At 74.1% G+C, this 20,403-nt stretch carries 14 protein-coding genes; 4 read left to right on the top strand and 10 right to left on the bottom strand.

Annotation, left to right across the window (positions count from 1 at the left end; translation table 11 throughout):
• Positions 1–22 precede the first annotated feature (22 nt).
• From JOE61_RS05005 to JOE61_RS05030, 6 genes are all read right to left on the bottom strand, one after another.
• The gene (locus JOE61_RS05005) at positions 23–1,096 is read right to left on the bottom strand and encodes a DUF3048 domain-containing protein (RefSeq protein ID WP_193669153.1); all 1,074 of its coding nucleotides are present in this window, start codon (positions 1,094–1,096) and stop codon (positions 23–25) included.
• Positions 1,097–1,150: 54 nt separating this feature from the next.
• On the bottom strand, positions 1,151–1,918 hold the full coding sequence (locus JOE61_RS05010) for an SDR family NAD(P)-dependent oxidoreductase (RefSeq protein WP_193669152.1): 768 nt from the start codon (positions 1,916–1,918) through the stop codon (positions 1,151–1,153).
• An 89-nt stretch (positions 1,919–2,007) separates the two neighbouring features.
• Complete coding sequence (locus tag JOE61_RS05015; protein WP_193669151.1) at positions 2,008–2,418, bottom strand: HIT family protein; 411 nt, start codon at positions 2,416–2,418, stop codon at positions 2,008–2,010.
• 31 nt (positions 2,419–2,449) lie between these two features.
• Positions 2,450–3,976, bottom strand: a complete 1,527-nt coding sequence (locus JOE61_RS22400) for a M15 family metallopeptidase (protein ID WP_193669150.1) — start codon at positions 3,974–3,976, stop codon at positions 2,450–2,452.
• A 41-nt stretch (positions 3,977–4,017) separates the two neighbouring features.
• Complete coding sequence (locus JOE61_RS05025) at positions 4,018–4,731, bottom strand: potassium channel family protein (protein ID WP_227491740.1); 714 nt, start codon at positions 4,729–4,731, stop codon at positions 4,018–4,020.
• Positions 4,724–6,073, bottom strand: a complete 1,350-nt coding sequence (locus tag JOE61_RS05030) for a TrkH family potassium uptake protein (protein ID WP_307822818.1) — start codon at positions 6,071–6,073, stop codon at positions 4,724–4,726. The genes JOE61_RS05025 and JOE61_RS05030 overlap by 8 nt, the downstream gene beginning before the upstream one ends.
• Before the next feature lie 82 nt (positions 6,074–6,155).
• Here JOE61_RS05030 and JOE61_RS05035 point away from each other — a divergent pair, with 82 nt between their 5' ends.
• On the top strand, positions 6,156–6,740 hold the full coding sequence (locus JOE61_RS05035; RefSeq protein WP_193669149.1) for a dienelactone hydrolase family protein: 585 nt from the start codon (positions 6,156–6,158) through the stop codon (positions 6,738–6,740).
• Positions 6,741–6,794: 54 nt separating this feature from the next.
• On the opposite strand, the gene JOE61_RS05040 is transcribed toward JOE61_RS05035, so the two are convergent.
• Positions 6,795–7,211, bottom strand: coding sequence for a hypothetical protein (locus tag JOE61_RS05040; RefSeq protein ID WP_193669148.1), 417 nt, complete (start codon positions 7,209–7,211; stop codon positions 6,795–6,797).
• Between the two features lie 254 nt (positions 7,212–7,465).
• On the opposite strand from JOE61_RS05040, the gene JOE61_RS05045 reads away from it, so the two are divergent.
• Positions 7,466–8,488 carry an ECF transporter S component gene (locus JOE61_RS05045; protein ID WP_193669147.1) on the top strand — a complete coding sequence of 341 codons (1,023 nt, stop codon included), beginning with the start codon at positions 7,466–7,468 and terminating at the stop codon, positions 8,486–8,488.
• Positions 8,489–8,494: 6 nt separating this feature from the next.
• Here JOE61_RS05045 and JOE61_RS05050 read toward each other — a convergent pair whose 3' ends face one another.
• The gene (locus tag JOE61_RS05050) at positions 8,495–10,993 is read right to left on the bottom strand and encodes an excinuclease ABC subunit UvrA (protein WP_193669146.1); all 2,499 of its coding nucleotides are present in this window, start codon (positions 10,991–10,993) and stop codon (positions 8,495–8,497) included.
• Positions 10,994–11,002: 9 nt separating this feature from the next.
• On the bottom strand, positions 11,003–11,590 hold the full coding sequence (locus JOE61_RS05055) for a gluconokinase (RefSeq protein WP_193669145.1): 588 nt from the start codon (positions 11,588–11,590) through the stop codon (positions 11,003–11,005).
• Between the two features lie 17 nt (positions 11,591–11,607).
• Between JOE61_RS05055 and JOE61_RS05060 the strand changes: the two genes are divergently transcribed.
• Positions 11,608–12,291 (top strand): FadR/GntR family transcriptional regulator, encoded by a 684-nt coding sequence (locus JOE61_RS05060; RefSeq protein WP_193669144.1) that lies wholly within the window; start codon positions 11,608–11,610, stop codon positions 12,289–12,291.
• 23 nt (positions 12,292–12,314) lie between these two features.
• Here JOE61_RS05060 and JOE61_RS05065 read toward each other — a convergent pair whose 3' ends face one another.
• A complete protein-coding gene (locus JOE61_RS05065) occupies positions 12,315–13,775 on the bottom strand; it encodes a GntP family permease (protein WP_193669143.1) in 1,461 nt (486 codons plus the stop codon).
• A 234-nt stretch (positions 13,776–14,009) separates the two neighbouring features.
• Between JOE61_RS05065 and JOE61_RS05070 the strand changes: the two genes are divergently transcribed.
• Positions 14,010–20,273 (top strand): metallophosphoesterase, encoded by a 6,264-nt coding sequence (locus tag JOE61_RS05070; RefSeq protein WP_193669142.1) that lies wholly within the window; start codon positions 14,010–14,012, stop codon positions 20,271–20,273.
• Positions 20,274–20,403: the final 130 nt, after the last annotated feature.

Genomic DNA, 20,403 nt, shown 5'->3' on the forward strand with positions numbered 1-20,403 from the left:
CCGGCCCGCCCACTGGCCGGGCTCAGCGCGAGAAGCTGACCGCCCCGCTCGCCGCGGGCACCAGCTCGACCCAGGTGCGCCCGGCAGGGACCGTCAGCCGCTTGCCGCCCACCTTCAGCGCCAGCGGCGCCTCGAGCGTGGCCTTCGACCACTGTCCGCGCACCATCCGGCCGTCGTGGAAGAGCAGCGCCTCGCCCTTGCCCTCGAGCTTGGTCTCGGGCACCGGGTTGCCGGCCGGGTCGCGGTAGCCGGCGTCGCCGACCTGCACCCGCAGCACCAGCACCGTGTCGGCCGGGAACCGGTCGTCGGCGGCGGCGAACGAGTTGGTGTTGGTCCAGCCCTTCGGACCGTGGCTCCAGCTCGTGGTGTGGCTGCCGAAGTCGGCCGACAGCGACGTGGCCGGCTTGCCCTTCGGCAGGTCCTCCGCCTCGCCCCAGGGCAGGTAGTCGTCGGGCCGCTCCTCGGGGCCCACGACCAGGGTGGTGGTGGCCTCGAGGTCGGTGAAGAGGTTGTACGGCGCCGAGCGGGCGTTGTCGCGGAAGAAGCCCTTGGAGCCCTCGGAGAAGAAGGTGATGCCGGCGCCGCGCACCCGCTGCAGGGTGACCGGGGCCGCGCCGCTGGTCACCACGGCGGCGTCGGCCGGCGCGACGATGCCGATGTCGCTGGCGCGCATCGAGCGCACCGGACCCACGGTGCCGGGGATGTCGGAGTAGTAGAAGGCCGCGAGCCGGGTGACCCCGCCCTCGACGAGCTCCTCGACGACCAGGTCGGCGGAGCCGAGCCCGCGCTGGGGCGCGCTCGAGGGCGTGTTGTCCATCTTGACCACCATCACGGGGTGGTCCCGGGCGGCCGACTGCGACCCGGTGACCGACAGCCCGGTCAGCGGCCAGGTGGCGTCGAGCGTCGCGCCCTTGCTCACCTTCTGGCCGTCGGGGCCCTCGGCGGCCGGTTCGTCGCCCCCGCCCCCGTCGTCGGAGGAGCAGGCCGCCAGCGCCAGGCTCGCCACCAGGGCGAGCGCACCGACCCGGAGGGGACGGCGTCGCCCGTGGTGCGGGCGGCGGGGCGGCCGGGCGAGGCTGGTGCGGGCTGGGCGCACGGTGGCTCCGATCAGGGGGACGGCGGGGGTGGGGGCGACGGGGGGCGGCGCGGCTCAGCCGAGCTTGGCGCCGCCGTCGACGTACAGGGTCTGGCCAGTGATGTACGACGCCTCGTCGCTGGCCAGGAAGGCCACGGCCGCGGCGATGTCCTCGGGGAAGCCGACCCGCTTGACCGGGTTGGCCTCGGCCGAGAGGGCGCGGAACTCGTCGACGTCCATCTTGAGCCGGGCCGCGGTGGCGTCGGTCATCTCGGTGGCGATGAAACCGGGCGCGACGGCGTTGGCGTTGATACCGAAGGGGCCCAGCTCGATGCCCAGGGTGCGGGTGAAGCCCTGGATGCCCATCTTGGCCGCGGAGTAGTTGGCCTGGCCGCGGTTGCCCAGCGCCGAGACGCTGGAGATGTTCACGATCTTGCCGTACTTCTGCTCCACGAAGTGCTTCTGGGCGGCCTTCGTCATCAAGAACGCGCCCTTGAGGTGCACGCCCATCACGAGGTCCCAGTCGTCCTCGGTCATCTTGAACAGCAGGTTGTCGCGGGTGATGCCGGCGTTGTTGACCACCACGTGGATGCCGCCGAGCTCCTCGACGACCCGGGTGACCGCGGCCTCCACCGACTCGCCGTTGCTGACGTCGGCACCGATGCCGGCGGCCTTGGCGCCGTCGACGAGGGGCAGGCGGCCCGCGGCCTCGGAGGCAGCGGCCTCGTCGAGGTCGACGATGGCGACCGAGGCGCCCTCCTCGGCGAAACGGGTGGCGGTGCCGAAGCCGATGCCCCGCGCTCCCCCGGTGACCACGACGACGCGTCCGTCGAAACGACCCATCTGCTACCCAACTCCTTCGAAAGTCTGCGGTGCGCGCAGGGCGCGCTCGCGCGGTGCGGTCACCGCGCCGTCTGCACGATAGCCGCGACTCATCCCAGCGCCGCGCGCAGCCTCGCGGCGTACGCCGCCCGCTCGCCGTCGGCGTACTTCTGCCGCGGCCAGAAGAACCCGCGCAGCCCGTCGCCCTTGGTGCGCGGCACCACGTGCAGGTGCAGGTGGGGCACCGACTGGCTGACCGTGTTGTTGACCGCGACGAAGCTGCCCTGCGCGCCGAGCTCGTCGACGACCGCCCCGGCGATGCGCTGGGCGGCGGCCAGGAAGGGGTCGCGCAGCCGGGCCGGCAGGTCGGGCAGGGTCACGACGTGCTCGCGGGGCACCAGCAGCACGTGACCCTTGAAGACCGGGCGCTGGTCGAGGAAGCCGACCAGGTCGTCGGTCTCGAGGACCAGGTCGGCCTCCAGGTCGCCGGCCACGACGCGGCAGAAGACGCACTCGCTCATGGGCGGCAGGCTAGCCCCGGCCGCCCCCGGCTCAGTGGCACACCTCGTGGTCGCAGACCGGCGGCAGGTGGGGCCGGTCGCCGCGACCAGCGGTGCGCCCGCCCCCGGCGGGGGCGTCGAAGTGGTGGGCGTCGGCGGTGCCGTAGGTCCAGCGCACCCCGTGCCCGCGCATCAGCGACACCACCGCGTGCGAGCCCGAGCGCCAGGCGACCCTGGGGTGGCTGCGCCCGACCCACCAGCCGGTGGGCAGCCAGCCCCCGGAGGTCCGGTAGGGGTTCTCCCACGGGTTCACGTCGAGCGAGCGTCCCCACGAGTGCGGCGAGCGCACCCCGGGACGGCCCACCACCTGGCGGCAGTTGAACGCCGAGGTGTTGCCGGCGGCCATGGAGGCGTGGTCGTCGGCGCCCTTGAGCCGCTTCGACCAGCCGAACCGGTCGACGCGGTACATCGAGCGGATCGGCAGCTCGCGGGCGTACATGTCGGCCAGGGCACGGCTCATCCGGCCCACGGCGTCGGCGTGCGCGACCAGCTCGCCGCGGTAGCGGTAGCCGTCGTAGCCCCAGTAGTTGATGCGCAACAGCCGCAACGAGGCGCGGCCCACGGGGCAGCCGGCGTGCCAGCTGCGACCGGTCATCTGCTTCCAGACCCCGCCCGGGATCCGCGAGACCTTCGCGTTCGCCCCCTCCCCCACCGCTCGCGGCTGCGCGGGCAGCGAGCGGCGCGGGCGCGGGGCGCCCTTCGGCAGCGCCACCGGCGTGCCGGGCGGGCGGTTGTCGAGGCGGTGCACGGTGCTCGTGCCGCTGTCCAGCCAGGGGCGGCGGGTGACCCGTGCCCGGTAGCGGGTGTCCTCGCGCGGGGCGACCCTGGTCGCGGCCCGCCCGCGCTGGTCGAGGCGCAGCCGCTCCTCCTCGACCCAGCGGCGCCCGGCCCGGCGCTCCAGCCGCACCGGTCCCTCGACGGGCTCACCCGCCCCGGTGGTGACCCGCACGCGCAACCGCACCGACTGCTCGTCGACCACGCTGCCCGGCCCGTTGAGCCGCACCTCGGCGTTGCGGCGGCGCAGCCGCAGGCGCACCAGCCCGGTGCTGGAGGGTGCGTGGGTCTCGTCGCCCTCGTACGACGCCCGCACCCGGTTGTCCTTGGGCGCTCGGGCGGCCTCGACCTCGGCGGTCGCGCTCCCGGTGTCGTCGGTCGGGCCGGCCGGCACCTCGCTCCACACGCCGTCGCGGCGCCGCTCGAGCCGCAGCGCCGCACCGGCGACCGGCTCACCGGCCTCGTCGGTGAGCAGCAGGCGCACCGGCACCCGGCTGCCGGCGTACCGGGCGGGCGCCTCGGCGGTGAGCACCGTGGCGACGGGCTCCGGCGCGGGATCGGGCCCGGGACCCGGGTCGGGGTCGGCGGCCGCGGGGCCGGCGGCGGGCAGCACCAGCGCCAGGGCGAGCACCAGGGCCGGCAGCAGCCGGTGCGGCCGGTGACGGTGGCGCAGGTGGCCGGAGCGGGAGTGGCCGAGGAGGGAGTGGACAGGGCGGCGGGGGGATCGTGCTGGTCCGAGAGGCACCCGCACAGTGTGCCCCCTGGGGGCCCGGCGCCGCGCCATGCTCAGCTCATGTCGCTGAAGCGTTCCACGTCCTGGCGGGAGCCGGACACGACGATCACGTCGCCGGCCGCCAGCACCGTCTCGGGGGTCGCGTAGGTGAAGGCCGCGCCGGGGCTCTTGACCCCGACGACGGTCACCCCCCAGCGGCGGCGTACGTCGGACTCGGCCAGCGAGGTGCCGTGCATGGCGGCCGGCGGGCTGGTCTTGACCATGGCGTAGCCCTCGTCGATCTCGATGTAGTCGAGCATCCGCCCGCGCACGAGGTGGGCGACCCGCTTGCCCATGTCGTGCTCGGGACGCACCACGTGGTGCACCCCGATCTGGGTCAGGATGCGGGCGTGCGCCTGGCTGATCGCCTTCGCCCAGACCATCGGCACGCCCAGGTTGAGCGCGACCGAGGCCGAGAGGATGCTCGCCTCGAGGTCGTTGCCGACCCCGACCACGGCCCGGTCGAAGTCGCCCACCGAGAGCTGGCGCATCGCCTCCTCGTTGGTCGTGTCGGCGGTGACGACGTGGGTCAGCCGGCCGCTGAGCGACTGCACGATGCGCGGGTCGGCGTCGACGCCGAGCACCTCGGTGCCCTCGGCGACCAGCTCGAGGGCCAGGCTCTTGCCGAAGCGCCCCAGCCCCAGCACGACGACCCCGCCGTCGGAGGCTCCGTGCCGGTGCGGGCGGCGGGAGCGGTGCTCCTCGGCCCGGTGCTTGTTCCTAGCCAATGATCGGCCTCTCCTCGGGGTGGCTGTAGGCGCGCCGCCGCTCGCGCAGGGCGAGGGCGGAGACGAGCGTGACCGGGCCCAGTCGGCCCACGAACATGAGCAGGGTCAGCACCAGGTGCCCGTGGGTGCCGACGTCGGCGGTGATGCCGGTCGAGAGCCCGACGGTGGCGAAGGCCGAGACGGCCTCGAAGAGGACCTGGTGGGTGGGCAGGCGGGTCATCTCGACCAGGGCGACGGTCGCCGCGGTGACCACGCCGACCGACAGCAGCGCCACGGTCAGCGCCTGGCGCGTCGCGCGGTCGTCGATGCGGCGTCCGAACGCCTCGACGTCCTGCTCGCCGCGCACCTCGGCCCAGATCACGAACCACAGCAGCACGAAGGTGGTGACCTTGATGCCCCCGGCGGTGCCCGCCGAGCCGCCGCCGATGAACATCAGCACCACCGTGCCGAGCAGGGTGCCCTCGTGCATCTGGGCGTAGTCGAGGGAGTTGAAGCCCGCCGTGCGCGGCATCACCGCCTGGAAGAAGCCGGCCAGCACCCGGCCCGGGCCGGCGTCGAGCGCGCCCAGCGTGGCCGGGTTGCGCCACTCGTTGGCGGTCACGAAGACGGTGCCGGCGACCAGCAGCACGAGCGTCGCCGAGACGGTGATCTTGGTGTGCAGGCTCCAGCGCCGCGGCCGGCGCAGCTGGCGGCGCAGCTCGAGCACCACCGGGAACCCCAGCCCGCCGAGGATGACGGCGGCCGCGATCGGCAGGCAGATCCACGGGTCGGTGACGTAGCGGGTCAGGCTGTCGGACCACAACGCGAAGCCGGCGTTGTTGAAGGCGGAGACGGAGTGGAAGACGCCGAGGTACGCCGCCCGCCCGGGCGAGTAGTCGTAGGCCCACCAGAAGCGCAGGCCCAGCGGCACCGCGACCACGGCCTCGACCAGCAGGCTGACGCGCGCGACGCCGAGGACCACGCTGCGCACGTCGCCCAGGCCCAGCGCCCTGGTCTCGGCCATCGCGGTGATCCGGCTGCGCAGACCCATCCGCCGCCACACCAGCAGCCCGAGCAGCGAGGCCAGGGTCATGATCCCGAAGCCACCGACCTGGATCAGCGCCAGCACCACCGCCTGGCCGAAGCCCGACCAGTAGGTGCCGGTGTCGACGACGGCCAGCCCGGTGACGCACACGGCCGAGGTGGCGGTGAAGAGCGCAGTGACGAGGTCGGCTCCCGCGGTGCCGGTGCGCGAGACCGGCAGGAGCAGCAGCAGGGTGCCGACAGCGACGGCACCCGCGAAGCCCAGCACGACCAGCTGGGCGGGGTGCCGCAGGAACCGACGTGGTCGGGCTTCGTGCACCGCCGCAGCGTAGGCCACGACCCGGTGGGCGCGCCCGGCGCCCGGCCTTTACTTCGCACCCCGCCGCTGCCAGCATCGGCGGATGACCGAGCTGGTGCTCTTCCACCACGTCCAGGGCCTCACCGACGGGGTCCGCGCGCTCGCCGACGACCTGCGCGAGGCTGGGCACACGGTGCACACGCCCGACGTCTTCGAGGGCCGGACCTTCGCCACCCTCGCGGAGGGCATGGCCTTCGCCCGCGAGAGCGGCTTCGACACGCTGACCGAGCGGGCGGTCGCGGCCGCCGAGACGCTGGGTCCCGACCTGGTCTACGCGGGCATCTCGTTCGGCGTGATGGCCGCCCAGCGGCTGGCCCAGACGCGCCCGGGGGCGCGCGGGGCGCTGCTGCTCGAGTCGTGCGTGCCCGTCACCGGCGACTGGGCCTTCGGGCCCTGGCCCGCGGGCGTCCCGGTGCAGGTGCACGGCATGGCCGAGGACCCCGAGTTCGCCGGCGGCGGCGACCTCGACGCGGCCCGCGAGCTCGTCGAGGTCGTGGGGGCCGGCGCCGAGCTCTTCACCTACCCCGGCGACCAGCACCTGTTCACCGACCGCTCGCTGGCGTCGTACGACGCGGCAGCGACGGCGCTGCTGCTCGAGCGGGCGCTCGCGTTCCTCGCCCGCACCTGACCCGCGAGCCGGCGCCAGTTCCGGCCGAGCCGGCGCCAGTTCCTGCGGAACGGGCTACCAGCCGAGCGTCTCCAGGCGGTGCCGGCGACCGAAGGACCGCAGGTCGTCGGTGGTGTAGTCCTGCTGCTCCGAGCGGACCTCCGCGGCCGTGGCCTTGAACCTGCTGAAGGGCAGGAAGCCGGCCATCACCGCACGCGCCTGGGTGACCAGGAGGTCGCGGTGGCGCGACTCGTGCAGCTGGCCGTGCCACTGCTCGCCCTGCCAGCGGAACGAGAAGATCCAGTAGAAGAGCGAGCCGCCGGACTGCGGGAAGTGCAGGTGCGTCTGGTCGACGCGCAGCTCCGGGCTGACCAGCAGGTTCTCGCGCTCGGCGCTGACCTCGTCGGGGAAGACGAGGTGGCTCAGGTCGGCGGTGAACTCGTGCGACGACCACGAGTCCCGGCTGGGGTCGGTGGCGTTGATGCTGCTCATGCGGCTCCTCGATCTGTTCGCGCGGGGCACCCCTTCACGGGTGACGGGGCGGGCGCGGCGCTGCCGCCGTCGCCGTGGCTCCCCCCGGCGCCACGACCACGACACCATCAGTTCTAGGCCCTGACCTGCGATTTCCACCACCCCCGGTTAAGTCCCGAACGAATCCGAACAACTCGGACGCGCCCTCGTACAGTGGGTGGCCGGAGGGTCCGCGCCACGGAGCGCCGCCCCAGCCCCGGAGGGAGGACCAGGTCGTGAGCGACACGCCGACCCAGTCGCCCCAGGGCAGCGAGTGGGACCTCCTCGCGAATCGGTTGCAGCAGCTTCGGCTCGAGGCCGGTGAGCCGTCGTACGGCGAGATCGCGCGTCGCGTCGCCCGCGGCCGTCTCGACGCCGGGCTCGGCGAGCACGAGGCCCGCGTGGCACGGACCACCGTCTACGACGTCTTCCGCACCGGCCGCGCCCGGGTCAACCTCGAGCTGGTCCGCGAGATCGTGCGCGTCCTGGGCGGCGAGGACCTCGACGTCGACCGCTGGGTGGCGCAGTGCCGCCGCGGCGGTGCGGCCCCCGCACCGGCACCCGCCCCGGTGCCCGCCACGGGGACCACGCCGCAATCCACACCCCCGCCCACCCGCGAGCCCACCACCCACCCCACCGACGACGACCCGGCGCTGCCGACGCCCCCGCCCGCCCTGCGGCTGGCGATGGTGCTGGCCGGGCTCTGCGTGGTGGTGAACCTGGCGGGGCGCTTCGTCGTCGACGTGCTGCAGCTGCCGATCTTCCTCGACATGATCGGCACCGCGGTCGCCGCGATCGCCCTCGGGCCCTGGTACGGCGTCGCCGTCGGCCTGACCAGCAACCTCGCCGGCACCGCGGTCAGCGGCACCGACTCCATCCCCTTCGCCCTGGTCAACATGGCCGGCGCGCTGGTCTGGGGCTACGGCGTGCGGCGCTTCGCCATGGGCCGCACGCTGCTGCGCTTCATGGGCCTCAACGTGCTGGTCGCCGTGACCTGCACCCTCGTGGCGATCCCGGTGCTCGTGCTGCTCTACGGCGGCGGGGTCGGGCACAGCCAGGACTTCGTCACCGCCACCTTCATCGAGATGACCGGCCTGCTCGAGGTGGCCGTCGGCCTGTCCAACATGGTCGTCTCGCTGGGCGACAAGATCATCAGCGGCTTCGTGGCGCTGGTCGCCTGCTCGACGCTCCCGCTGGCGCTGCGCCGGCGCACGCCCCTGGTGCTGGTCTCCCCCCGGCTCGGCGGCCCCGACTCCTGAGCCTGCTCAGGCCCCGGCCCGGGCGCTCTCGCGCTGGGCCAGGTGCCGGGCCAGGTACGGCGCGGTGACGCTGCCCTCGGCGGCGGCGACCTCGGCGGGGGTGCCGGTGGCCACCACCCGGCCGCCGCCGTCGCCCCCGGCCGGGCCGAGGTCGACCACCCAGTCGGCGCCCGCGATCGTGGCCAGGTCGTGCTCGACGACCACCACGGTGTTGCCGGCGTCGACCAGGCGGTGCAGCTGGTGCACCAGCAGCGCGATGTCGGCCGGGTGCAGCCCGGCGGTCGGCTCGTCGAGCAGGTAGAGCGCGTGCCCCCGGCGCGCACGCTGCAGCTCGGTGGCCAGCTTGATGCGCTGCGCCTCGCCACCGCTGAGCTCGGTGGCGGGCTGGCCCAGGCGCAGGTAGCCCAGGCCGACCTCGCGCAGCGTCGCCAGGCTGCGCACGGCCGCCGGCACGTCGTCGAGCGCCTCGGCGGCCTCGTCGACCGACAGCGCGAGCACGTCGGCGATGCTGCGGCCGCGGTGCCGGATCTCGAGGGTCTCCGGGTTGTAGCGCGCACCCTCGCAGGCCGGGCACGGGGCGTAGGTGCCGGGCATGAAGAGCAGCTCGACGGAGACGAAGCCCTCCCCCTGGCAGGTCTCGCAGCGCCCCTCGGCGACGTTGAAGGAGAAGCGGCCGGCCCCGTAGCCGCGGGCGCGGGCCTCGGGGGTGGCGGCGTAGAGCTTGCGCACCGCGTCGAAGAGGCCGGTGTAGGTGGCCAGGTTGGAGCGCGGGGTGCGCCCGATCGGGCGCTGGTCGACGCGCACCAGCCGGTCGAAGGACTCCAGGCCGGTGGCGTCGTCGACGTCGATCTCGAGCGCGCCGTCGTCCTCGTCGTCGGGCTTCTGGCCCAGGTGGCGACGCACCAGCTCGGCCAGCACCTGGGTGACCAGGGTCGACTTGCCCGAGCCGGACACCCCGGTGACCGCGGTGAGCGTGCACAGCGGCAGGTCGACGTCGAGGTCGTCGAGGTTGTGCCTGCTGACCCCGCGCAGGTGCAGCCAGCCGTGCGGCGTACGCCGCTGCCGCTCGACGGGCTCGACCCGGCCGAAGAGGTGCGCCCCGGTCACGGAGTCGGCCACGTCCTCGAGCCCGCCCACGGGCCCGGAGTAGAGCACCCGTCCGCCGCCCTCGCCGGCGCCCGGCCCGATGTCGACCACCCAGTCGGCGCGGCGCACGACGTCGAGGTCGTGCTCGACCACGAAGAGCGAGTTGCCCGAGGCCTTGAGCTGGTCGAGCACGTCGAGCAGCGGTTCGGCATCGGCGGGGTGCAGGCCGGCGGAGGGCTCGTCGAGCACGTAGACGACCCCGAAGAGCCCGGAGCGCAGCTGGGTGGCGATCCGCAGGCGCTGGGTCTCGCCGGGCGAGAGGGTCGTGGAGCTGCGGCCCAGGGACAGGTAGCCCAGGCCCAGGCCGAGCAGCACGTCGACCCGGGCGACGAGGTCGGCGCACAGCCGCACCGCCACCTCCGTGCTCTCCCCCGAGTCGGCCGACGACGTGGCGGCCGCGGCCTCGCCCAGCTCGGCGACGGGTCGCAGCTGCTCGGCCAGGTCGACGAAGGACAGCGCGTTGGTCTCGGCGATGGTGAGCCCGCGGAAGGTCACGGCGAGCGAGGCGGCCTGGAGGCCGGTGCCGCCGCAGGCCGAGCAGCTGACCGCCCGGACGAAGCGCATCGCCTTGTCGCGCATCATCTGGCTCTTGGTGTCGGCCAGCACGTGCCGCACGTGCTTGCGCGCGCTCCAGAACGTGCCGTGGTAGTCGCGGCCGGTCGAGTCGTCGGGCTCACCGCGCCGGTCGACCAGCACGCGCGGCTGCTCGTCGGTGTAGAGCAGCCAGTCGCGGTCGGTGCGCGAGAGCTGCTCGAAAGGCACGTCGACGTCGATGCCGACGGCCTTCACCACCCGCAGGAGGTTCTTGCCCTGCCAGGCGCCCGGCCAGGCGGCGATCGCACCGTCGCGGATGCTCATCGAGGGGTCGGGGACCAGCAGGTCCTCGGCCACGTCGTGCACCTCCCCCAGCCCGTGGCACTCGGGGCAGGCGCCGGCCGTGGTGTTGGGCGAGAACGCCTCGGCGCCCAGACGCTGCGCGCCCGCGGGATAGGTGCCGGCGCGCGAGTAGAGCATCCGCACCAGGTTGGACAGCGTGGTCAGGGTGCCGACGCTGGAGCGTGAGCTCGGCGCCCCGCGGCGCTGCTGCAGGGCCACCGCCGGCGGGAGGCCGGTGATCTCCTGCACGTGGGGTGCGCCGACCTGCTGCAGCAGCCGCCGGGCGTAGGGCGCCACGGACTCGAAGTAGCGGCGCTGGGCCTCGGCGTAGAGCGTGCCGAACGCGAGCGAGGACTTGCCCGACCCCGAGACGCCGGTGAAGACGACCAGCGCGTCGCGGGGCAGGTCGACGTCGACGTGCTGCAGGTTGTGCTCGCTGGCACCGCGGACGTGGACGAAGTGGTCGCTCGGGTCGTGGGGCACGCCCCCTTCCTACCGGCCGGGACCGACGAGCGGTTCCCCCGCAGGGGGTCCGGCCCCCGGTCGGCCCGCGATCAGCGCCTCGACCACGCGGTCGACGACGACGGCCAGGGGCGCGCTGACGTCGACGCGCAGCCCCGCCTCGTCGGCGCCGAGCGGCTCGAGCGTGGCGAGCTGGGAGTCCAGCAGCGAGGCGGGCATGAAGTGCTCGCGCCGCTCCATCCGCTCGCGCAGCAGCGCGGCCGGCGCCTCGAGGTGCACGAAGACCCGGGTGCCGGGTGCGTACCCGGCCCGCAGCGCGTCGCGGTAGCGCCGGCGCAGCGCCGAGCAGGTCAGCACGGTCGCGGCCCCGCCCGCCTCGTGCCGGCGCACCTCGGCGGCCAGCGCGGCCAGCCAGGGTGCGCGGTCGTCGTCGGTGAGGGGCTGGCCGGCGCTCATCTTGGCGACGTTCGCCCGGGGGTGCAGGGAGTCACCCTCGATGAAGACCAGGCCGAGACGCTCGGCGAGCAGGCTCGCCACTGACGTCTTGCCGGTGCCGGAGACGCCCATCACGACGAGGTGGGGCACCGTGCCCGTCCGGCCCGGGGAGGTCGCGCTCATGACCTAGGCTCCCCGGCATGACGACGATGCACGAGGAGGTCCTGGCGAGCCTGGGCCCGCGCATCATCGACGGCTCGCTGGCCGAGGGCACCGTGATCACCCTCGAGTGGCTCGGCGCCGAGTACGCCGTCTCGCGCACCGTGGCCCGCGAGGTCGTGCAGGTCCTCGCCTCCAAGCACCTGGTCGAGAGCCGCCGGCGCACCGGCATCCGCATCCGGCCGGCCACCGACTGGAGCTCCTACGACCCCGCGGTGGTGCGCTGGCGCCTCGATGGCGAGCAGCGCACCGCCCACCTGCGCGAGCTCTCGCAGCTGCGCGCCGCGGTCGAGCCGGCCTCGGCGGCGCTGGCCGCCGAGCACGCCGCCGCCGACGACGGAGCGGCGCTGCTGCGCCTGGCCCACGACATGGAGACCACCGGCGCGGCCGGCGACCTGCAGGCCTTCCTCGAGCACGACGTCGCCTTCCACCGCCGGCTGCTGCACCTGTCGGGCAACCAGATGTTCGCCGGGCTGTGCGACGTGGTGGAGGAGGTGCTGCGCGGGCGCACCGACCACGACCTGATGCCGCCGCGCCCCAAGCCCGAGGCCCGGCGCCTGCACCTGGTGGTCGCCGAGGCGGTCGCCGCCGGCGAGCCGGAGGCGGCCCGCTCGGCGATGACCGCGATCTGCACCGAGGTGCTGCGCGCCACCAGCGACGACTGACCCGTCGGCGCGGCGGACCCCGGTCACAGCAGCAGGCCGCTGAGGGGCCAGAGCACCGCCGCGGCCGCGAAGGCGGACAGGCCCAGCGTGGTCTCCATGACCGTCCAGGTCTTCAGGGTGGTCTTCTCGTCCATCCCGAAGAAGCGGCTGACCAGCCAGAAGCCGGAGTCGTTGACGTGCGAGAGCACGGTCGCGCCGGCGGCCACCGCGATGACCAGCAGGGCCACGCGCACGTCGTGCAGGCCCGCTGCCTGGCTGGCGATCAGGCCGGCGGCGGTGGTCAGCGCCACGGTGGCCGAGCCCTGGGCCACGCGCAGCGCGGTGGCGATCAGGAAGGCCTGCAGCAGCAGCGGCATGCCCAGGTCGGACAGCGAGCTGGTCAGCGCCTCACCGATGCCGCTGGCGCGCAGCACGCCGCCGAACATGCCGCCGGCGCCGGTGATCAGGATGATCGAGCAGATCGGGCCGAGCGCCTCGTCGAGCACGTGCGTGGTCTCCGAGAGCGTGCGACCGCGCCGACCGATGGTGGCGATGGCCAGCAGCAGCGTGATCAGCAGGGCGACGGGGGTCTGGCCGACCAGCTGCAGGCCCTCGACGAGGCTGTTGCCCTCGTCGATCGTGCCGGCGGTGACCAGGGTCGTCAGCACGGTGTTGAGCGCGATCAGCACCAGCGGCACGAGCAGCAGCCCCAGGACGGTCGAGAAGGCCGGCGGGGCCACGGTGGTGCTCGCGGTGGTGGCGGTGGTCGTCGTGGTGCCGGTCGAGCCGTCGGTGCCGGTGCCGGCCTCGGAGCCGGCGTCGCGGCCGCCGTTGACGGGGCCGAGCAGCAGGTCGGGCAGCGGCACGTCGATGCGCGCGCCGAGCCAGCGCGAGACGAGGTAGACGCCGACGTACCAGCTCAGCACGGCGACGGGCAGGCCCACCAGCAGCACGACGCCGATGTCACCGCCCAGCACGGTGCCGGCGGCGACGGGGCCGGGGTGCGGCGGGACGATCGCGTGCATGGCGGCGAAGGCGCCGGCCGCGGGCAGCGCGTAGTAGAGGACCGAGCCGCCGAAGCGGCGGGCGACGGTGATGATGATGGGCAGGAAGACCACGAGGCCCGCGTCGAAGAAGATCGGGAAGCCGAAGAGCAGTGCGGCCACGCCGAGGGCGAAGGGGGCCCGCTCCTCGCCGAACCGGTTGATCAGGGTGTCGGCGAGCACCTGGGCGCCACCGGTGATCTCGAGCAGCCGCCCGAGCATCACGCCGAAGCCGACCAGCAGCGCCACCGACGCCAACGTGCTGCCGAAGCCGCTGGTCAACGCCGTGGGCACCAGCGCCAGCGGGATGCCCGCGGCCACCGCGGTCAGCAGGCTCACCAGCACGAGCGCGATGAAGGCGTGCAGCCGCACCTTCATGATCAGGAACAGCAGGACGGCGACCGCGGCGGCTGCGATCAGCAGCAGCGTGGCGGTGCCGTGGGCGGGAGCGATCGCTTCCATCGGGTCTCCAGGCGGGGCGGGGCTCGGTCGGTGCCGAGCGGCTCGGTGTGGGGTCGGTCACCCCGAGGGTGCCTCAAAGGTATGATCTTTGGCAACATCGGGGTCGCTCGGGAGGGGCTCGGCGGCGCGGGCAACTGGCCCGCAGACGGCCACCGACCGGTCACCCGGCGTTCGCCCGGGTTCACCTCCGGGGTGCGAGGGTCCCGCCGGACCCGAGAGATAAGAGGATTCTTCATGCGTCGGTCGACCCTGTCGCGCGCCGTCATCGGCACCCTTGCCACCCTGCTGGCCGTCGGTTCGACGGGGGTGAGCGCCGCCGGCACCGAGCCGTCGACGCCACCCCCGGCCACGGCGACGACCAGCGCCACCGCCCCGACCCAGGGAACGAGCGCGGGGCCAACGAGCCCGACGCGGGCGCCTCGGCTGTTCGTCTCCGAGATCAACGGCGACAACGTCGGCACCGACCACTACGAGTACGTCGAGCTGCACAACCCCGGTGACGAGCCGGTCGACCTCGACGCCGAGGGCATCGAGCTGGCCTACTCCCTCGATGACGACGACCCGAGCGGGGCCGGCGTCCAGCCCGGCGACAAGCAGCTGGCCCGCGGCGGCGAGGGAAGCACCCTGCCGCTGCCCGAGGTCGAGACGGTGCTCCCCGCCCACGGCACCCTCGTGCTGTGGTTCCAGAACAGCGGCGCGAGCTACCTGGCCAAGACCGACGCGGACTTCCGGGCCCACTACGGTCTGGCCGAGGACGTCGCCCTGGTGCACCTGACCGGCCAGGACGGCTTCGCCAACGCGGGCGGGCGCAGCATCCGCGTGCTCGCCGGCGACGGCACCGAGATCACCCGGTCACACGTCCCGCCGCGCGCGGCCAGCGTCGCCGACGGAGCCGTGCATTTCCGGCTCCCGGAGGCCGCCGGCACCTCCGCGCCGGTCTGGTACGACGGCGCCGCCGAGCCGACGACGATGCTCAGCCCGGGCACCGTCGACCCCGCCCAGCTCGAGGCCGGGCCGGCGCCCGAGCCCAGCACGACGCCCACGTCCACACCCACGCCCACACCCACGCCGACCCCCACACCGACCCCCACACCGACCCCGTCGGGGGCCACCGACCCCAGCCCCAGCCAGGACCCCAGCCAGGACCCGGCCCCGGCGCCCAGCGCCCAGGACCTCTTCATCTCCGAGATCCACCCCGACAACGGCGACCCGGCCAACATCGACGACGACTACGAGTTCGTCGAGGTCACCAACACCACCGGCGCCGACATCGACCTCGGCGCCGCCGGCATCGGCGTGTCCTACTCGACCACGAGCAGCCCCAGCGACACGGCCCTGGCCGACGCCCTCGACCTGGCGCTCTCCGACCGCGACCCCTCGACACCGGTCGTCCCCGGCCCCCTCGACGTGGTGGTGCCCGCGGGCTCCAGCACCGTCCTGTGGCTCGAGTACGCCTCGGGCGCCGTCGACACCTACGCCCGCTCCGAGGCCGACTTCCGCGCCTTCTACCCCTCCCTGCCCGCCGACGTCGAGGTCGTGCGGGTCGAGGGACAGGCCGGCATCGCCAACGGCGGCCTGCGGGGTCTCGGCCTGGTCGACGCGAGCACGCCGTCGGACCTCTCCGTGGTCAGCTGGTCCTACCTGCCTCGCCGCTCCCCCACGACCCCGGCGGTCTCGACGCACTTCCGCGTGCCGCCGGTCCCGGCGGCGGACAGCACCGCCACCGACCAGCGCGCCGCCCGCGTGCTGCTCGACGGCGACCCGACCCCCGGCACCACCACGCCCGCCCACCTCGAGGACGCCCCGACGCCCACCGAGACCCCCACCTCGGAGCCCACCCAGGAGCCCACCCAGGAGCCCGGCGGCCCGGTCGTGCCCGAGCAGGGCCCGGCCCCGGCGACCGACCCCACGCTCGACGCCCCGCTGCTCCAGGTCACCGAGGTCGCCCCCGACACCACCAACGTCGGCAGTGCCGACGGCTACGAGTTCATCGAGGTCTACAACGCCTCCGACGCCCCCGTCTCCTTCGCCGACTACGTCGTGAACTACCTCTACATCGACGCCAGCGAGGTCACCGTCAACGCGACCCTGTGGCCGGCCCGACCCGCCGATGCGGTGGTCGCGCCCGGCCGCACGCTGGTGCTGTGGATCAAGAACGGCCAGAACGACGCCCTGGCGGCCGCCGACTTCAACGCCCACTTCGGCTCCCGGCTGACCGCCGGCGTCGACCTCGTCGAGATCCACTCGCCGGGGCTCGCCAACGGCGGGCTGCGCGGCGTCCAGGTCCAGACCAACACCGGTCACGACATCAGCCGCGCCTACTACCACGACAACGACGACACCATCTCCGACCAGCCGCTGCAGTACGCCTGGGAGTCCGGTCCGGTGCAGGTCAAGCGCGGCACCGGCACCGCCACCCCCGGCTACGCCGACCCCGGCCAGGTGCCGGCCGGTCTCGTCGCCACGCCCGACGACACGACGGCCCCCACCATCGTCGACCTGACCGGCGGCAGCGAGGCCCCCGAGACCGACGACCTGGCCATCGAGGTCGAGGTCACCGACGACCAGCTGGTCCGCACCGTCGAGCTGGTCCTGCGGACGGACCAGGACGCCCCCAGCAGCCGGTTCCTGCAGTTCGGCGCCCCGGGCCGCTACAGCTACTCGGTCCCGTCGGTCGACCTCTTCGGCAAGCGGTGGGTCGAGTACACGCTGCGCGCCTCCGACGGCACCAACGAGCGCACGCTGGGCCCGGTCCGCGTCCAGCTGGCCCCCGACGACCGGCCTCCGCTGCGCCTGGCGCTCGAGGAGGGCCAGTACGTCGGTGCCACGACGCGGCTCGTGGCGACCGCCGACGGCGACCCAGCCGGGCTCGGCCTCGCCGTCGACGGCGCCCCGGCCGCCCCGACCGTGCCCACCCTCGAGGACGAGCCCGTCTTCGCCTTCGAGGCGACCAGCACCGACGCGTTCTTCCGCAACGGCGTGCGCATCGGCGAGGAGGTCCTCACCGTCTTCGACGAGGGCTTCTACGAGCGGGTCGAGACCGTGACGGCCGGGGTGCCGCTGCGCCACCTGACCCGCGGGCAGGAGCTCACGGTCGGGATCTACGCGGGCACCAAGGCCTGGCCCCGGCCAGACGAGAACGAGAACAACGACGACTTCTCGGCGCTGAACCTGCGCCTGGCCCTGCCCGACGGACGCGTCCTGCGCCCGGTGCGCTGCGCCGGGGCCGGCGAGGGCCAGGAGGAGACCGTCCGGGCCTGCCCGCCTCCCACCGAGCGGATCGGCTTCGCCGACGCCACCCAGGTCTACTTCACGGCCACCTTCGAGGTGCCCGACGGCGCGTTCGACTCCGTGGCCCACGACTGGGACACCACCACGGTCGCCGACGGCACCCACCGGGTCGCCGCCGTCCTCGGCGACGAGCGGGTCGAGCGCGAGGTCGTCGTCGACAACACCGCCCCCGAGGTCTCCTCCGGCATCGACGACGGCGCGCGGCCCCGCGGCGATGTCACCATCGACGCCACCGCGAGCGACACCGGATCCGGTCTCGCCGGCGGCGCGCTCGTGGCCACGCTCGACGGCCGGTCGATCACGCTGCCGCACCGCACGAGCTCGCTCGAGCTGGCCCCCGGTGAGCACAGCCTGGTGCTGACCGCCGTGGACCGGGTCGGCAACCAGACCACGCGCAGCGTCGCGTTCACGACCCCCGACGAGCAGCCCACCACGTCGTTGCTGAGCCCCGAGCACCAGTCGACGGTGGAGGCCGGCGACGTGCCCCTGGTCGCCGGGGTCGACTCGGCCGAGGGTGACGACCTGACCGTGCGCTTCCGCGAGGGACACACCTACACCCCCGCCGACGAGCAGGTGCGGGTCTTCGAGGGCAGCACCAGCACCGCCCTGGCCACCGAGCGTCCCGGTCGGGAGGCCCTCGGCGACGAGGCCCTGGCCCAGGTGGCGGGCCCCGACGGGGTGGCCCACGAGGTCAGCTCGCCGGATGCGCTGCCCTACCAGCTGTTCACCGTCGCCGTCCCCGGCGACGCGGGCGACGACGCCCGCGCGCGGCTGAGCTGGACCGGTTCGGCGAACAGCGGCGCCAAGGTGCTGATGCACGTGCGCAGCGCCGGCTCCGGGCAGTGGCAGGAGGTCGCCCGTCGGGTCACCGACGACGCCGGCACCTTCACCCTGCAGGCGATGGTCCCCACCGCCGACCACGTGGTCGACGGCGAGATCACCGTCCTGGTGCAGCACTCCGAGGGGTTCGCCGGCCAGGTGCAGTCGACCCGCGACGACACCCCGACGCCCTACCACCCGGGCGCCACGCCGCGCTCGGAGTACGACTTCACGATCGGCTGGGAGTCCGACACGCAGTACTACAACGAGACCGCGGACTGGAACAAGCACCAGCTGGCGATCAACGAGTTCCTCGTCGACCAGCGTGAGGAGCTCGACCTGCAGTACGTCATCCACACCGGTGACATCGTCAACGTCGCGACCGAGCCGCGGCAGTGGCAGAGCGCCGACCCGGCGTACCGGCTCTTCGACGAGGCCGGGCTGCCCTACGGGGTGCTGGCCGGCAACCACGACGTCGGTCACCACGACAACGACTACTCGGCGTTCAGCCAGTGGTTCGGCGAGCAGCGCTTCGCGGGCAACCCCTGGTACGGCGGCTCGCACCAGGACAACCGCGGTCACTTCGACCTCGTCAGCGCCGGCGGCATCGACTTCTTGATGCTCTACATGGGCTGGGCACCCGGCGATGCGCAGATCGACTGGATGAACGAGGTGATCGCGGCGCACCCCGAGCGCAAGGTCTGGGTCAACCTGCACGAGTTCATGCTCACCACGGGCGGCCTCGGCCCGATCCCGCAGCGGATCATGGACGAGGTCGTGGCACCCAACCCGAACGTCTTCGCGGTGTCCTCGGGCCACTACCACGACGCCTACACCCGCACCGACGACTTCGACGACGACGGCGACGGGATCGCCGACCGCACCGTCTACTCGATGCTCTTCGACTACCAGGGCCTGCCCGAGGGCGGGCTGGGCTACCTGCGACTGATGCACTTCGACAACGACGGCGGCCGGGTGGTCGTGCGCACCTACTCCCCCTCGCTCGACGACTTCGACTCCGACGACCCCTCGCTCGACGCGATCCACCAGGAGTTCGAGATCCCCTACGCCGCCGTGGGCATCCGCCCCGCGGTCAAGACGCTGGCCACCGACTCCTTCCGAGCCGACGTGCTGACCAGCCGTGACATCGTGGTGCTGCGCGACGTGGCCTCGGGCAGCACCGCGAGCACGACCTGGCGCGACGTCCCCGAGGGCGAGCACGGCTGGTACGTCGAGTCGACCGGCCCCCACGGCGGTCGCGACCTGTCCGAGGTGCGCACCTTCACCGCGGTCGCGCCGCAGGGACCCGCCGAGCTCACGCAGGCACCCGTGCCGACCCTGTCGGGCACCCCGCGGGTCGGGGAGACGCTCACCGCGCAGCCCGGCACCTGGGGCCCGGCGGACCCCGAGGTGGTGCTGACCTACCGCTGGTCGGCCGACGGCGAGCCGGTCGAGGGGGCCGACGCCAACAGCCTCACCCTGGGCGCCGACCTGCTCGGCTCCGTGGTGAGCGTGAGCGTGACCGGCAACCAGGCCGGCTACCGCGAGACGACCCGCACCTCCGAGCCCACCGCCCCGGTCGGCGCCGGAACGCTGGTCGCACCCGACCCGGTCCTGACGGGCACCCCCGTGGTGGGCGGCACGCTGGTCGCGGAGCCGGGGTCGTGGACCCCGGGCGCCGACCTGGTCTACGCCTGGTCGGCCGACGGCGTCGACCTCGAGGGCGCGGACGAGCCCAGCCTCGTGCTGGGCGAGGAGCTGGAGGGCCGCCGGATCGAGGTGAGCGTCACCGGCGCCCTCGAGGGCTACGAGACCACGACGCGGACCTCCTCCCCCACCACCGCCGTCACCGGGGCGGCGCTCGAGGCCGGCACGCCGAGCATCGTGGGTCGCGCCCGTGTCGGCGAGCGCCTGCAGGTCGACTCGGGCGACTGGACGCCGGGCACCACGCTCGACTACCAGTGGCTGCGCGACGGCGAGCCCGTCGCCGGCGCCACCGGGCCGGCGTACGACCTGACGGTGCGCGACCTGCGCTCGTCGGTGAGCGTGGCGGTCACCGGCTCGCTGCCCGGGCGGGAGCCGGCCACCGCGGTCTCGGAGCCGGTGGTGGTCCGGGTCGGGCAGCTGTCCGGCAAGCGCCCGAAGGTCCGAGGGGCGACGAAGGTGGGCCGCACCGTCTCGGTGGTGACCGGACGCTGGGCTCCCCGACCGGTGTCGCTGCGCTTCCGCTGGCTGGTCGACGGCCGGGTCGTGCGCGGCGAGAAGGACGACGAGCTGCGCCTGACCCGGGCGATGCGTGGCGACCGGGTCGCCGTGCGGGTCGTGGCCAACAAGCGCGGCTACGCCAAGCAGGTGCGTGTCAGCAACGCCCGCAGGGTGCGCCGCTGACACTCGCCCCCGCAGGCGCTCGTCCCGGTCGCCGGGGCGAGCGCCTGTGCGCGTCTCGGGGCCCACGCAGGCGCGGCGAAGACCTCGCGGACGGGCCCGCGGAGGGCGAAGAAGTTCTCCACAGATCGTC

Source organism: Nocardioides salarius (genome assembly GCF_016907435.1).
GTDB classification, from domain to species: domain Bacteria; phylum Actinomycetota; class Actinomycetes; order Propionibacteriales; family Nocardioidaceae; genus Nocardioides; species Nocardioides salarius.

Bases quoted from the DNA above. Each gene is read 5' to 3' on its own strand.
- JOE61_RS05060 (WP_193669144.1), top strand. From the start codon at position 11,608: ATGACGACGATGCACGAGGAGGTCCTGGCGAGCCTGGGCCCGCGCATC.
- JOE61_RS05040 (WP_193669148.1), bottom strand. From the start codon at position 7,211: ATGAGCAGCATCAACGCCACCGACCCCAGCCGGGACTCGTGGTCGTCG.
- JOE61_RS05065 (WP_193669143.1), bottom strand. From the start codon at position 13,775: ATGGAAGCGATCGCTCCCGCCCACGGCACCGCCACGCTGCTGCTGATC.
- JOE61_RS05015 (WP_193669151.1), bottom strand. From the start codon at position 2,418: ATGAGCGAGTGCGTCTTCTGCCGCGTCGTGGCCGGCGACCTGGAGGCC.
- JOE61_RS05070 (WP_193669142.1), top strand. From the start codon at position 14,010: ATGCGTCGGTCGACCCTGTCGCGCGCCGTCATCGGCACCCTTGCCACC.
- JOE61_RS05055 (WP_193669145.1), bottom strand. From the start codon at position 11,590: ATGAGCGCGACCTCCCCGGGCCGGACGGGCACGGTGCCCCACCTCGTC.
- JOE61_RS05010 (WP_193669152.1), bottom strand. From the start codon at position 1,918: ATGGGTCGTTTCGACGGACGCGTCGTCGTGGTCACCGGGGGAGCGCGG.
- JOE61_RS05035 (WP_193669149.1), top strand. From the start codon at position 6,156: ATGACCGAGCTGGTGCTCTTCCACCACGTCCAGGGCCTCACCGACGGG.